Origin of the sequence: Thermococcus sp. 5-4 (assembly GCF_002197185.1) — an archaeon.
Taxonomy (GTDB): domain Archaea; phylum Methanobacteriota_B; class Thermococci; order Thermococcales; family Thermococcaceae; genus Thermococcus; species Thermococcus radiotolerans.
Map to the genome: position 1 here is coordinate 1,191,319 of NZ_CP021848.1, position 12,537 is coordinate 1,203,855.

At 56.8% G+C, this 12,537-nt stretch carries 14 protein-coding genes; 3 read left to right on the forward strand and 11 right to left on the reverse strand.

Features of this window, described 5'->3' with window-relative positions; genetic code table 11:
* Positions 1 to 19: 19 nt before the first annotated feature.
* Positions 20 to 1,120, forward strand: coding sequence for a TRM11 family methyltransferase (locus CDI07_RS06605; protein WP_088180860.1), 1,101 nt, complete (start codon positions 20 to 22; stop codon positions 1,118 to 1,120).
* Here the strand turns inward: CDI07_RS06605 and CDI07_RS06610 are convergent.
* Positions 1,117 to 1,542, reverse strand: a complete 426-nt coding sequence (locus CDI07_RS06610) for a CoA-binding protein (protein ID WP_088180861.1) — start codon at positions 1,540 to 1,542, stop codon at positions 1,117 to 1,119. The two genes, CDI07_RS06605 and CDI07_RS06610, sit on opposite strands and share 4 nt — an antisense overlap.
* A 67-nt stretch (positions 1,543 to 1,609) precedes the next feature.
* Here CDI07_RS06610 and CDI07_RS06615 point away from each other — a divergent pair, with 67 nt between their 5' ends.
* The gene (locus CDI07_RS06615; protein WP_088180862.1) at positions 1,610 to 2,047 is read left to right on the forward strand and encodes a hypothetical protein; all 438 of its coding nucleotides are present in this window, start codon (positions 1,610 to 1,612) and stop codon (positions 2,045 to 2,047) included.
* Here the strand turns inward: CDI07_RS06615 and CDI07_RS06620 are convergent.
* Entirely contained in the window at positions 2,019 to 2,414 is a 396-nt protein-coding gene (locus CDI07_RS06620) for an NfeD family protein (protein WP_394335160.1), read from the reverse strand. The two genes, CDI07_RS06615 and CDI07_RS06620, sit on opposite strands and share 29 nt — an antisense overlap.
* Before the next feature lie 2 nt (positions 2,415 to 2,416).
* Positions 2,417 to 3,067 carry a M48 family metallopeptidase gene (locus CDI07_RS06625; RefSeq protein ID WP_088180863.1) on the reverse strand — a complete coding sequence of 217 codons (651 nt, stop codon included), beginning with the start codon at positions 3,065 to 3,067 and terminating at the stop codon, positions 2,417 to 2,419.
* 38 nt (positions 3,068 to 3,105) lie between these two features.
* On the opposite strand from CDI07_RS06625, the gene CDI07_RS06630 reads away from it, so the two are divergent.
* Positions 3,106 to 3,906 carry a radical SAM protein gene (locus tag CDI07_RS06630; protein WP_088180864.1) on the forward strand — a complete coding sequence of 267 codons (801 nt, stop codon included), beginning with the start codon at positions 3,106 to 3,108 and terminating at the stop codon, positions 3,904 to 3,906.
* A 2-nt stretch (positions 3,907 to 3,908) separates the two neighbouring features.
* Here the strand turns inward: CDI07_RS06630 and CDI07_RS06635 are convergent, their stop codons facing one another.
* From CDI07_RS06635 to CDI07_RS06670, 8 genes are all read right to left on the reverse strand, one after another.
* Complete coding sequence (locus CDI07_RS06635) at positions 3,909 to 5,231, reverse strand: glycerate kinase (RefSeq protein WP_088180865.1); 1,323 nt, start codon at positions 5,229 to 5,231, stop codon at positions 3,909 to 3,911.
* 25 nt (positions 5,232 to 5,256) lie between these two features.
* On the reverse strand, positions 5,257 to 6,273 hold the full coding sequence (locus CDI07_RS06640; RefSeq protein ID WP_088180866.1) for a TrmB family transcriptional regulator: 1,017 nt from the start codon (positions 6,271 to 6,273) through the stop codon (positions 5,257 to 5,259).
* 9 nt (positions 6,274 to 6,282) lie between these two features.
* Entirely contained in the window at positions 6,283 to 7,386 is a 1,104-nt protein-coding gene (locus CDI07_RS06645) for an ABC transporter ATP-binding protein (protein WP_088180867.1), read from the reverse strand.
* 9 nt (positions 7,387 to 7,395) lie between these two features.
* Positions 7,396 to 8,229: a carbohydrate ABC transporter permease gene (locus CDI07_RS06650; RefSeq protein ID WP_088180868.1), complete on the reverse strand. Its 834-nt coding sequence runs from the start codon at positions 8,227 to 8,229 to the stop codon at positions 7,396 to 7,398.
* The gene (locus CDI07_RS06655) at positions 8,226 to 9,077 is read right to left on the reverse strand and encodes a carbohydrate ABC transporter permease (protein WP_088180869.1); all 852 of its coding nucleotides are present in this window, start codon (positions 9,075 to 9,077) and stop codon (positions 8,226 to 8,228) included. The genes CDI07_RS06650 and CDI07_RS06655 overlap by 4 nt, the downstream gene beginning before the upstream one ends.
* A 13-nt stretch (positions 9,078 to 9,090) precedes the next feature.
* Complete coding sequence (locus tag CDI07_RS06660; RefSeq protein WP_394335170.1) at positions 9,091 to 10,377, reverse strand: ABC transporter substrate-binding protein; 1,287 nt, start codon at positions 10,375 to 10,377, stop codon at positions 9,091 to 9,093.
* Between the two features lie 122 nt (positions 10,378 to 10,499).
* Positions 10,500 to 11,513, reverse strand: coding sequence for a Gfo/Idh/MocA family protein (locus CDI07_RS06665; protein WP_088180871.1), 1,014 nt, complete (start codon positions 11,511 to 11,513; stop codon positions 10,500 to 10,502).
* Positions 11,510 to 12,517, reverse strand: coding sequence for a Gfo/Idh/MocA family protein (locus CDI07_RS06670; protein ID WP_088180872.1), 1,008 nt, complete (start codon positions 12,515 to 12,517; stop codon positions 11,510 to 11,512). The genes CDI07_RS06665 and CDI07_RS06670 overlap by 4 nt, the downstream gene beginning before the upstream one ends.
* Positions 12,518 to 12,537 lie beyond the last annotated feature (20 nt).

Consider the following 12,537-nt stretch of genomic DNA (forward strand, 5'->3'; position numbering starts at 1 on the left):
GTAAGCGGAGTGAACGACTATGTACGCCGTGATATTCGGAAAGAATCCCCTCCTGAGTGAAGCGGAATTTCATGCGTTTGCGAGAAGGTTCAACCTAAAGGTTGGAATCATCGACTCCAACCGTGACTGGATGGTATTCAATTCGAGCCCCAAGGTTGAGAGGTACTTCCACTGGCTCGGGGGCTCACTCAAACTGGTTCGGATAGTCGGCGAAGGGGAGGGTGCCATAGGCGACCTCGAATACGCGAGGCTCTTCACGGTCAGCCTCTACGGTGAGAACGACTGGAAGCTCTGGCGGAAGCTGGGGAGCGCGATAAAGAGGGAGTTCAAGGCGGAAGGCTCGTCAAAGTTCTTCAAGCCCGCTAAGGTTTATGCCATGCCCGCCGAACTTATCCTCAAGGGCTTTCCAGAAGTTAAGGACTTCGTCTTCCTCTTCCGCGAGGACGGGAGCTTCTGGGTCGGCGAGACAGTGAAGGTTACAGACCCGTTCGAGCTGAAGAAGCTCGACGTGGAGAGGCCCGTTCAGAGGCCCATCCTTTCTATCCCGCCCAGGCTCGCGAGGATAATGGTGAACCTGACGGAGGTGAGGAAGGGCTCCTTCCTCGACCCCTTCTGCGGGATAGGGACGATAGTTCAGGAGTTCGTCCTCCAGGGGCTGAGTGCCTACGGAAGCGACCGCGACCCGGAGAGAATACGGGACGCCAAGAAAAACCTCGCATGGCTCAGAAAGGAGTTCCGTCTGAAGAGCTCGGCTCACCTCGAGGTCTGCGACGCGAGGAAGCTGAAGCGCTGCTTCCGCCAGCGGTTCGACGCGATAGTTACCGAGCCCTACCTCGGAAAACCTCTCAAAAGGAATCCCAGCAGAGGCGAGGCGATAAAGCTCGCCAACGAGCTGGACAGACTCTACTACCCCGTCTTCGAGAGCCTTAGTGAGGTTCTCAAGAGGAACGGAAAGGTGGTCTTCGTCTTCCCAGCCTACAGGCTGAGCGGAGGGGGAATATACAGAAAGGAAAGGAAGTGGCTGACCAAGCTCGGCTTCGAGGTCGTTGGAAGGTACACCGACTACGAGGAGAGGCACAGACTCGTCAGGGACATCCACGTGCTGAGGTATCGGGGCTAAAGGAGCCTCGCGTGCTCCTGCTTTATGCAGCGGTGGGCAACCGCGGTTAGGCCAGCCTCCTTGGCCTTTTTGAACGCATCCCTGTTGTACGTGTTGAACTGGAACCAGACGACCTTCGCACCCTTCTCTATCGCCTGCTCGACGTAGTCCATCGTGAACTCGGGTCTCACGAAGAGGTCGACTATATCCACATCATCGGGGATATCGAGAACGCTCGGATAGCACTTTCTTCCAAGGACTTCATCGTAGCGGGGGTTGACTGGATAGACTTCGTAGCCGTGTTCGAGAAGGTAGCGCATCACATCGTTGGAATCCCTCTCTGGCTTCGGTGAAGCGCCCACGAGGGCGATCTTTCTGTACTTCGTCAGGATTTCTCTGACATCATCATCGGTCAGCCTGTCAACGGGCATCGTCCTTACCATCTTACCACCGGAGAAGTTTGGAGGCCAAACTTTAAAGGGATAGCGGAGAACTCCCTTCGGTGAGGACATGGCACTCTACGAGGAAACCCTGACGAGCCGGGCCTTCCAGATCATCATGCTGGTTCCAATCCTCGCGATGTTCGCGGGCCTCTACGCGACGTACCAGGCAGGGGAGGGTGCCGAAATAATGCTCGCGGCCACGGTGGGGGTTGCAGTTCTGCTCCTCGATGTCATGGCAATTAAAATCGAGATAGACGAGCGCGAGCTGAGGATAAGGGGTATCATCGGACTCATAGTCAGGAAGACGGTTCCCATCGAGAACATTGCGAGCTTTAGGGTCGGCGAGGGCTGGACGTCCTGCTACGGGACGATACACTTCAACCTGCCTGCCAGGGGCTGCGTCACGATACATCAGAAGAGTGGCTGGACGGTCTCGTTCACGACCAACAACCCGGAGGAGGTCGCCAGGGTCCTCGCTACCCTCGGCGTTCCACGAGCACCCTAGTGCCCCTGACTGAGACTATTCTAACCTTTTCGCCCCTTTTGACGGTTCCGTTCAAGCACTCCGCCTTCCAGAGCTCGCCATCGAGCTTAACGACCCCTTCGGGGGAAAGGTCTTCGACAACGAGGGCGGTTCTCCCTATCAGCCTCTCGGGGCCGGCCTCTGGCTTCCTGTCTGCTCCCCCGCCGAGAACGAAGGGCGCTATTAGGAAGTCCTTGGCCAAGAGGACTGCCATCACAAGCAGACCCGCCCATAGGGGAATCTCCACGCCCATTCGAGGGAGTATCAGGAAGATGAAGATGCCAACGATTATCTCGTCGGCCATCAGTGCAAGGAGCTTGAGCAGATTCCCGGCTTTTATACGCCCCATTTCTAAACCTCGCCCCTGGCCAACCACTTCCAGTAGGGATTGAGCTCGACTATCGTCCACCACTTCTTAAGCTCCTTTCTGGCGTTTTTGTAGTCAGGGTAGAACTCCCCGACGAGCTCCCAGAAGGCCTTCGAATGGTTCATGTGCTTCAGATGGGCGAGCTCGTGGATTACAACGTACTCCCTAAGCTCCCGGGGGAGGGCTATGAGGCGAACGTTGAAGTTCAGGTTCCCCTTGGGGGAACAGCTCCCCCACCGGCTCTTCTGATGCCTGATGTAGACCTTTCCTGGCTCCACTCCCATCCTGTGGGCGTAGGAATCCACGAGGGGCAGAAGCTCCCTTCGGAGAATCTTCTTCAGGCAGTCGACCATATCGTTGGGGTTGGGGGAGAGGACGACGGTCTTGAACCGCTCGTGAACTTTAGGCTTTCTCCCGTGGATGACCTGGTAGAACTCACCGTTGATAGGGAAACCGGACTCCGCAATCTCCCTGAGCTCACCTATCTCGGCCAGCTTGCCCTCGAGCCAGCCGCGGTGCCTCTCGATCAGGTTATCGACATCGAAGCCATCCGGGGCGGTGATAACAACCGTTCCGTCCGGCCTTACCTCGAGCCTTGCATACTTAACCGGCCGACGGCGAACCCTCAACCTCATGCCGCTCACCTTTTAAGGAGAATGGATAAAAAGTCCTTATGAAGGTTCGGGTTATAGAGAGGCGCGCCAGGAGCATCTACACCAAATCGAAGATTCCGGGTGTGGAGTGGGCGATCAATCAGTACGTCGGCTGCGCCTTCGCATGCGAATACTGCTACGCCAAGTTTCTGACGAGGTGGAAGGACTACGGGAGATGGGGGAGCTGGGTCGAGGTCAAGACCAACGCGCCCGACCTGGCGAGAAAGCACGTTTCTGGGAGCGTCGTCATGTCAACGGTGAGCGATCCGTACCAACCGATAGAAGCCGAGTTAAAGCTTACGAGAAGGGTTTTGAGGTACATGGACAAGAGGAACGAACTTTCGGTGCTCACCAAGTCCCCTCTGGTAACCCGGGACATTGACATTTTCAAGGAGTTCCGGACGATAGAGGTCGGCCTCACGATAAACGGCTTTAGGGGGAGAGAAAAGAGGCTGTTTGAACCGCTGACACCGGTCCACGAGGCGAGGGTTAACGCCCTTAAGGAACTCCACGAGGCGGGCATAAAAACGTACGTCTTCGTCAGCCCCATAATCCCGGAGATAACGGACGTCTCCGCCATAGTAGAGGACACGAGGGGCTTCGCAGACTACTACTTCTTCGAAGTGCTCAACCTCCGCGCGTCGGGAAGGGAATTCCAGGAACTCCTCCGCGATGAGTACCCGGAAAGCTACGAGGTTCTGACCGACGAGGAGGCCTTTGAAGAGTTTCTGTGGGGGCTGAAGAAGGAGATAAGGGCCCTACGCGTGAAGGCGGAGGGAATAGAGACCCACAGGGAAGGCTGGGAGTTCGTGGAGCTGTAAATTTACTGGCGTTCCTTTGGAACCACCGCCACCATCAGCGAGTTCACGTTGGTTCCAGTTGGCCCAGTCCTGAGGAGCGCGCCGACCTTTTCCAGCGCGTTATAGGCGTCGTGCCTCCTGAGGACTTCCTCGACGTCTATTCCCGATTCCCTGAGAAGTCCGAGGGTTTTCCCGTCCACTATCCCGCCGGCAGCATCGGTTGGCCCGTCCGTTCCATCGGTATCGACCGCCAAAACAACAGCGTTCAGCCCATCTATCTTTCTGGCAATACTCAGGGCAAACTCCTGATTCGGCCCGCCGAGGCCGGCCTTTTCCTCGATTGTCACCGTCCACTCGCCGCCGGCTATCAGGACGGCCGGCTTTGGAACCGGTCGGTCATACCTGGCTATCTCCTGGACTATCGAGCCTATCGCCAGGGCTATCTCCCTGGCCTCGCCTTCGAGGGTCGTGGTGAGAAGCAATGCGTTGTAGCCGAGCTCCCTCGCCTTCGCCAAGGCGGATTCGCAGGCGAGGGTGTTGCTCCCGACGATGAAGTTGCGGACGTTTGGGAGGTCTTCCTTGAGGGTCTCCTCCGCCTTCCCCTCAAGTCCAAGTTCGATGTGAGCTTTAACGCTCTCCGGCAGCTTCTCCCAGACGCCGTAGAGCTTCAGAATTCTGAAGGCGTCTCCGAAGGTGGTTGGGTCCTTTACGGTTGGGCCCGATGCTATTGCCTCGAGCGGGTCGCCGACGACGTCCGAGAGGATCAGGCTTATCACAGTCCCCCTCACGCGCTTCGCCAGCTTGCCTCCCTTGACTGCCGAGATGTGCTTTCTCACTGTGTTTATCTCGTATATCTTTGCCCCGCTCTTCAGAAGGAGCTCGTTCGTCCTGATTTTGTCCTCCAGGGTTATCCCCCTCTCGGGGAGGAGGAAGAGTGCACTCCCGCCGCCGGAGATAAGGACGAGAAGGACGTCGTTCTCCCCCACCTTCTCGGCCAGCTCGAGGCCGAGCCTTCCGCCCAGGAGGGAGTTCTCGTCTGGAACGGGATGTCCCGCCTCGATGACCTTCAGCCTTTCCATTTTAGGGCAGTCCTCTGCGTAGCCGTACTTGGTGATTATTACTCCCTCCTCAATCCGCTCCCCAAGGAGGTCAACGACGGCCCTTGCCATGGAGCAGGCGGCCTTGCCGAAGGCCAGAAGATACACCTTTCCAGACAGGGGGAACTCCTCTCCAAAAACGGCCATGCGGTTTCCATCGACGTTAATGCTCCTGCGCACTGCCCGGTAGGGGTCGGCGCTTTCAATTGCAGAGTTCATAACCTCCAATGCGGCTGTTTTGGCGTCCATCTCACCCTCCTCCAGTGGAGAGAGCTCACTCAAAGAGTATTATCCTCTCGGCCTCTATGTCCTCCAGGGAAGCGTTCCAGCCGCCCACGACGTATCTAGTCCCCTCTTCGGTCTCGACGGTTATGTTGGATATGACCTTGTGCTCGTCTTCAAAAAACTCAACGATGGTGCCCGTGAGATGGACCGGCTCCCCTGAACGTACGAACCTTCCGATGACCTCCACGCGCATGCCGGCGAGTCCAAAGGTTTTCAGGTCGGCGACCAGCTCCCTTATGTGTATGTACTCCCTCGGAAGCTTGAGCTCGCGCTCCTCACGATAAACGACCCTGCCGGTGGGCCATAGGGCGTGATAGAAGTAGCGGTCGAGCATGAAGAGCAGGTTGTTGTCCTGGATTATAAGGCCGTAGCCGTGGAGGGAGCTGCCACCGCTCAAGGCCTCGTAGGGGAGGTATACTCCCATGTCCCGGTCTTGAATTATGATTATTGGATCGGGCACGTCTCTGATGCGTATCTCGTTGGCCACGGGTGGAACGTCGTTTTCCCCGTAAAGGAAAAGGTTTATGCGGACGTTGTTGTCCTTCTTTTCCCTCAGTTCCTTCTCCAGCCTCTTCAGGAACTCCCTGGGAACTGCAATGCTCATGTGAAATCTGGCGTTCTTTATCGCCTTCCTGATGTAGTCCTCCAGAGTTATGCGGCTCTTAACCACGATTACGCTGCCTATCTCGCCGTGAGGTGTGTAAATCTCCTCGAGGGCGGATTTGAGGGCCTCTATCCTCTCGTCGTACCGCTGCTTGATGGCGTTCATGACGCTTTCCGGATTGAGGGGAATGACCTGCTTGGGTCTGCCCTGGCTCGTCGTGACGAATCCCTTGGCCATGAGCGTTCTTATTACGTCGTATATCCTGGGCTGGGGAACCTTCGAGAGCGTCGCGAGCTCTCCCGCGGTTAACGGCCCGTTTCTGATTAGGGTGAGGTAAGCCCTAACCTCGTACTCGTTAAGGCCAAACTCGCGGAGGAGGGACTTTATCTCCTTCTCGTCCATAGGCAGGCCTCAGATTATCGCTTTCTCCGTGTCTCTGTCGAAGATATGGATATTGTCAAGGTCTATTTCTATTTTAATCTTTTCTCCGACCGGGAGGGGTATATGTCCTGGCAGCTTTATCTTGATTATGTTTCCCCCAACCTTGGCGTGGACTATCGTGTCCGTCCCTAGGGCCTCGATGAAATCCACGATCCCATCTATCTCCGCAGTTCTGGTTACGTGCTCGAGGGTGGAGACCCCCTTCACCGTCATGTGCTCTGGCCTTATGCCAAGGAGAACGTCTTTCCCGATGTAGTCAAGAAGTAGCTCCCTGAAGTCCTCCGGTAGGGGGACGATGAAGCCATCCCCTTCGAGCGCCAGCCCCTCCCTCTCGGTGACCGCGGCGCTGAGGATGTTCATCTCGGGAGCGCCTATGAAAGTCGCCACGAAGAGGGAGTTGGGCTTGAGGTAAACCTCCGTGGGCGGACCCACCTGGAGGAGCCGGCCCTTGTTCATAACCGCTATCCTGTCTCCCATGGTCATTGCCTCGACTTGATCGTGGGTGACGTAGATGGTCGTGACGTTCAGCTTCGTCTGGAGCTTCTTGATCTCGGCGCGCATCGCCACCCTGAGCTTTGCATCCAGGTTGCTGAGCGGCTCGTCCATGAGCAGAACGTCTGGCTCAACCACTATCGCCCTGGCGACGGCCACACGCTGCCTCTGGCCACCGCTGAGCTGTCCGGGGTAGCGGTCGAGGAGACTCTCTATCTGAAGCAGTTCGGCCGCCCACTTGACGCGCCTCGTTATCTCGTCCTCGGGATACTTCTTCACCCTGAGCGGGAAGGCTATGTTGTCGAAGACCTTCATGTGCGGCCAGACGGCGTAGCTCTGAAAGACCATCGAGATGTTCCTGTCCTTGGGGGGCAGGTATGTAACGTCTCTATCGCCGAAGTATATCTTGCCTTCGCTGGGCGTCTCAAGGCCAGAAATCATCCTCAGCGTCGTCGTCTTTCCACAGCCGCTCGGCCCGAGGAGCACGAGGAACTCCCCATCCTTTATCGTGAGGGTGAGGTCCTTAACGGCCTCAAAGTCCCCAAACCTCTTGGTTATTCCCTCAAGCTTGACCTCAACCATGGTAACACCTCACTTGAGCGTTATACCCCACATTGTGACCAGATACCTCCTGGCGAAGAGGATGAACAGCATCGCCGGGAGGGTCATTATGAAGGCCGCCGCGAACTTGTAGTAGTCCGGCGCGGCACCGCCGCTGGAGCCGGCCATTATCGAGAGTATCTGAGCCGGAAGGGTTCTGTTGTTGAGGGTGAGAATCGAGGCAACGAAGACCTCGTTCCAGCTCATGACGAAGGTGAACATAGCGGCAGCGGCCAGCCCCGGAAGGGCCAGGGGAAGAGTTATCTTCCTGAAGGAGCCGAACCGGGTAAGGCCAAAAACCATCGCGGCCTCCTCGTACTCCTTGGATACTCCGGCGAAGATGCTCGAGGTTATGAGGACGACGAAGGGGAGCGCCATTGCCGTGTGGGCCAGCGCCACTCCAAGGAGAGTATCCGCCAGATGGAGGTCTATGTAGAGAACCAGGAGCGGTATAGCCATGACCGGAATCGGGAACATCCTGAGGGCAACGATGGAGAGCTTTATGTGGTCCTTGCCCGGGAACATGTACTTGGCTATAGAGTACCCGGCCGGGACGCCGAGGATGAAGCTTATGATGATGGTGAGCACCGCCACTATGACGCTGTTCTTTATTCCGTCCCACGCGCCGAGGGTGAAGAGTATCGTGTGAACGTACTCGCTCGTGAAGCTCGTCGGGATTATCTTGGTCGGGTCGTAGTAGTCGGCCTTGCTGGTGAAGGCGTAGAGGAAGGAGATGATTATCGGAATCACTATCCAGACCGCGGCCGTGAAAACGGCGGTGTAGAACCCCACCTTTTTGAGGGCGTACTTTGTCTCGTCGTTCATTCTCCCACCTCCAGATACTCAGCGCGGAGGAACTTGATGTACAGCGCACCGAGCAGTATGGAGAGACCCGCTATCACGAGGGCGTATACCGATGCAACGCCGGCGTCTTTTATCTCCGTGAGCTGGTAGTAGCCCTCACCGGCGAGAACCGGGATGTCCCTGCCTGCCAGTATCCAGACGATACCGAAGATCTGCATCGCGAAGAGCGTCCTTATTATGAGGGCGCTCTGGATGCTGGGCTTCAGGAGCGGCAGAACGATGCGCCTGAGCCTCGTCCAGTAGCTCGCCCCGAAGACCTCGGCAGCCTCGATGTACTCCTTGCTTATCATCTGAAGGCCGGCCAGGATTATCACAAAGACTATCGCCGTGGAGCGCCAAAGCTCGGCTATGACTATCGCGAAGAACTCCCTCATGCGGTATTCGTAGCCGAATACGTATATCGGCTGGCTTATCAGCCCCAGGTTCATGAGAAGCTTGTTTATGAAACCGTAGGGGGAGAGCATGGAGTACCATATCAAACCGGCCGCCACGTCGCTTATGGTGAGAGGAATTATGAGGGCGTAGAGGGCGGCGTCCTTGCCCTTGAAAACGCGGTTCATCAGGAGGGCCAGAACAACGGCAAGGGCAACCTGGGTCGGGACTATGATACCCGCGAGAAGGATTGTGTATTTAAACGCGCTCCAAAAGTAGTAATCGCTAAAGGTTCTCCGCCATACCTCCAGAGAGAACGCCCCGTTCTGGGTGAAGGCCAGATAGAGGGCCTGAACGAGAGGATATCCAACGAAAAACAGCAGATACGCGAAAGCCGGCAAAATTAAAAGATAGGGAACGAGAGAGCGCCGTTCCATGGGAACTCCTCCTTCACGGCACCGGCACTCCAACGTCCTCGAAGAGCTTTATGAGGTCGGGCTTGATCTCCTTGGTTACCGTCGCCGGGTCCTCGTTGTTGAGGACTATCCTCTCGAAGGCCTGCTTGTAGTACTCCTTGAACTGTCCTCCCTTGTCTCCGAGGTTCGGTATCATGACGACGAGGGCATCTTCGGTGCTCGCCTGAGCCTTGACACCCTCCGCGAGTATCTTGAGCGGTCCCTCGGGCAGCTTTCCGCTGGCCTCCTCAACTGTCGGGAAGAATCCAACCTTCTCCAGAACCTTGACCTGGGTGTCTGGCTTGGTGAGGTAGTCGATGAGCTTCCAGGCCTCGTCCTTGTGCGGTGCTCCCTTCGGTATGGCAAGGCCGGCGAGGACGACTATGAATCCCCTGCCCTTCGGTCCCCTCGGAACCGGCACGACGACGAACTGGTCCGGCTTGGTCTCTATGGCGTTCTTAATCCTCGCTGTGTGGTCCCAGGCTATGAGAACCTCGCCCTTCAAGAGCGGGTCGGCCATGGCGTCCCAGGTGGTGCTCGACGGGTGCACGTAGGGCCAGAGTTCCTTGAGGTAGTCCCACATCTCAACGGCCTCTGGACTGTCGAACTCCTTCGCCTGGTAGCCGGTGTAGCTCGGATAGATGTAGCCGTGGAGGAACCTGACGAAGAGTCCCTTCGGTCCGGCCGGGAAGCCCAGTTCGGGCTGTCCCTTGGCCTCCTTGAGGTTCTTGGCCCACTGGAGGAGGGCATCGTAGGTCCACTTGTCGGTGCCCTTCATGACGTCCTCTTCGGTAAGCCCTTCCGGCAGGTACTGGAAGGCCTCCTTGTTAACGACCATAACGTAGGTGGCGCTCATCCATGGCACGTAGGCCTTCTGGCCGCGGATGTAGGAGTACTGCTCGAAGGTGCTGATGAAGGTCCTTCCCTCGAGCTTGGGCATCGTGCTGAGGTCCTCGAGCCAGCCCTTCGAGGCCATGTAGTCCATACCGCCGTGGAGGTCACCTATGACGTCGATGGTGACCTTTCCAGTCTGCATCTCGCCCTCGAGCCTCGTAACCATGTCCGTGTAGGAAATCGGGACGAAATTAACCTCGATGTTCGTGTCCGATGTAAACCCCTTCAGAAGGTCCTCCTGGACGAAGGCCCTCTCCTCGGGCGGGTTCAGCTGGGTTGACAGAAACGTCACTGTTACCTTCTCCTCCCCTCCGGGGGAGATACAGCCACTGAACACTACGGCGAACAACACAACCGCCGCCAACAGAACACCAAACAACCTCCTAATCATGGGGCATCACCCTATCCCTAAAGTAAGGTACTTCAACGGACTTATGTGAACAACATATATAAGATTTGTGTTTAGAACCACTAAAAGTGGTTGTATTACAAAAAAGTAAAAGTTTGGAATTAAACCCTGGGCTTCACGGTTTTCCCCTTTCTGGACGACTCGTAGGCCGCCAGGATTATCGCCAGGTTCTTCTTCGCATCCTCGCCGGTTATGGGAACGTTCTCATCCTTCAGAACTGCCCTGGTGAAGGAACTCACTATCCCCCTCACGTCAGGCCTGTCCCAGTATATCTTCTCTGCCCTGTCCTGGTAGACCGTAAAGTCCGGGTAGGCAGTTCTCACGTCGAGGAATCCATCCCTGCCGACGAGGTAGTACTTTATCTCGATGCCGTAGGAGTAGCCCCTCGGGTTGCCCCATCCGGCAGTGAGAACGGCCAGAACACCCTTTCTGAACTCAAGGACGGCGGTGCCTATATCGTCCACAGGGAAGCCATATATCTTGGCGCCTATGTCCGCGTAGACCTTCTTGGGGAGGTCCCCCGTGAGCCAGAGGAGGGAGTCAACACCGTGGGGTGCCGTGTCCATGAAGCCCCCGCCGCCGGACTTACTCGCGTCCAAGAACCAGCCCATGTCAAGGCCCTGAAGGAATATCGGAGGCTTAACGTTCTCCGAAATCGTCTGGATGTACTCAATGGGGCCTATCTCGCCGGCATCGATCATCTCCTTCGCCTTCACGAGGGGCTCCGTGAACCTGGGGTTGAACGGGAGCATGAGCTTTACACCGGCCTTTTTGGCGGCCCTTATAACCTCGTCCGCATCCCTGAGGTTCAGGGCTATGGGTTTCTCAAGGAGTATGTGCTTGCCCTCCTCAGCGGCCCTGATGGCTATTTCCTTGTGCCTGTAGGTCTCGATTGCTATGTAAACCGCCTCGACGTTCTCATCCCTCAGGAGTGCCTCGTAGTTTCTGTAGAACTTCGCCCCGTACTTCTTCGCCTCGGCGCGTGCAACGTCCGGGTTGGCTCCATCGCCGGATATGGCCACGAGTTTTGTTCCCTTGCCCCCCGCGATAGTGGAGGCAAAACGAAGGGCGTGGGGATGAGCGTAGCTTATTATTCCGAAGTTGAGCTTCTTCATACCTCAACCACCTCCCCCTTGCGGGCGCTCTCCTTTGCTCTCTCAGCAATCTTCAGCGCTATCAGGGCGTCCTCGGCGGTAACCACTGGCTCTTCCTTCCCCTTAATGCAGTTGAAGAAGTGCCTCAGTTCCCTCTCGAAGGCGTCGGGGAAGGTTGAGAGGAGCGGTGAGAAGCGCGGCATCTCGAAGTTGGCCTTGGCGACGCCGACCACGGGAGTATCCAGCGGGGTGTAGCGTATCCTGCCGTTTTTCCCTATGATGTCAACGTGGTGGTAGAAGACACCGTAGCGCGAGGGGTAGGGGTAGGCCCAGCTGACCTCCGCTATGCCGGTCTTTCCTCCCTCGAACTTTATCATCATCATGAAGTGGTCGAACGTCCCGTTGGCCCTCGCCTCCTCCTTGATGGACTTCCCAACGGCGTAGACGCTCACAGGTTCGCTCTCGAAGAACCAGCGCAGGAAGTCCGTGACGTGAACTCCGAGGTCAACGGCGACACCGCCGCTCCTGTTCTCGTCCCAGTACCAGTAATCCCTGGGGAAGGGGAGGTTCTGGACTTCGGCCTTTCTGATGTGCATGGGAAGGAGGTTGCGCTTCTTTATGACCTCCTTCATCTGCATCCATCTCTTGTCAAATCGCCTCACGTGACCAACGAAGAGGTGCAGGTCTTCCTTTTCGGCGGTTTTTATCATCCTCTCGCCCTCTTCAACGGTGAGAGCTATCGGCTTCTCCACTATCACGTGCTTTCCAGCCTTGAGGGCCTCAACGGCAAGTTCTGCGTGAGTGTAAGTTGGCGTGAGCACCTCAACGACGTCAATCTCTGTATCCAAAAACTCGTCGAGAGTCGTGAACGCCTTCGCCCGAAACTCCTTCGCACCCTCGCGGGCCCGTTTCGGGTCTATGTCCATGCATGCAACGACCCTGATGCCCTCGATTCCCCTGAGGGCCTTCTTGTGGGCAAGATTGAATATGTTTCCGCAGCCTATCACTCCGACCTTCAGCTCCATGGGGATCCCCCAAGGGAGTA

Coding starts and splice junctions, on each gene's coding strand:
- CDI07_RS06620 (WP_394335160.1), bottom strand. CDS start 2,414: ATGGGGCGTATAAAAGCCGGGAATCTGCTCAAGCTCCTTGCACTGATG.
- CDI07_RS06655 (WP_088180869.1), bottom strand. CDS start 9,077: ATGGAACGGCGCTCTCTCGTTCCCTATCTTTTAATTTTGCCGGCTTTC.
- CDI07_RS06625 (WP_088180863.1), bottom strand. CDS start 3,067: ATGAGGTTGAGGGTTCGCCGTCGGCCGGTTAAGTATGCAAGGCTCGAG.
- CDI07_RS06615 (WP_088180862.1), top strand. CDS start 1,610: ATGGCACTCTACGAGGAAACCCTGACGAGCCGGGCCTTCCAGATCATC.
- CDI07_RS06630 (WP_088180864.1), top strand. CDS start 3,106: ATGAAGGTTCGGGTTATAGAGAGGCGCGCCAGGAGCATCTACACCAAA.
- CDI07_RS06635 (WP_088180865.1), bottom strand. CDS start 5,231: ATGGACGCCAAAACAGCCGCATTGGAGGTTATGAACTCTGCAATTGAA.
- CDI07_RS06640 (WP_088180866.1), bottom strand. CDS start 6,273: ATGGACGAGAAGGAGATAAAGTCCCTCCTCCGCGAGTTTGGCCTTAAC.
- CDI07_RS06665 (WP_088180871.1), bottom strand. CDS start 11,513: ATGAAGAAGCTCAACTTCGGAATAATAAGCTACGCTCATCCCCACGCC.
- CDI07_RS06605 (WP_088180860.1), top strand. CDS start 20: ATGTACGCCGTGATATTCGGAAAGAATCCCCTCCTGAGTGAAGCGGAA.
- CDI07_RS06610 (WP_088180861.1), bottom strand. CDS start 1,542: ATGGTAAGGACGATGCCCGTTGACAGGCTGACCGATGATGATGTCAGA.
- CDI07_RS06670 (WP_088180872.1), bottom strand. CDS start 12,517: ATGGAGCTGAAGGTCGGAGTGATAGGCTGCGGAAACATATTCAATCTT.
- CDI07_RS06650 (WP_088180868.1), bottom strand. CDS start 8,229: ATGAACGACGAGACAAAGTACGCCCTCAAAAAGGTGGGGTTCTACACC.
- CDI07_RS06645 (WP_088180867.1), bottom strand. CDS start 7,386: ATGGTTGAGGTCAAGCTTGAGGGAATAACCAAGAGGTTTGGGGACTTT.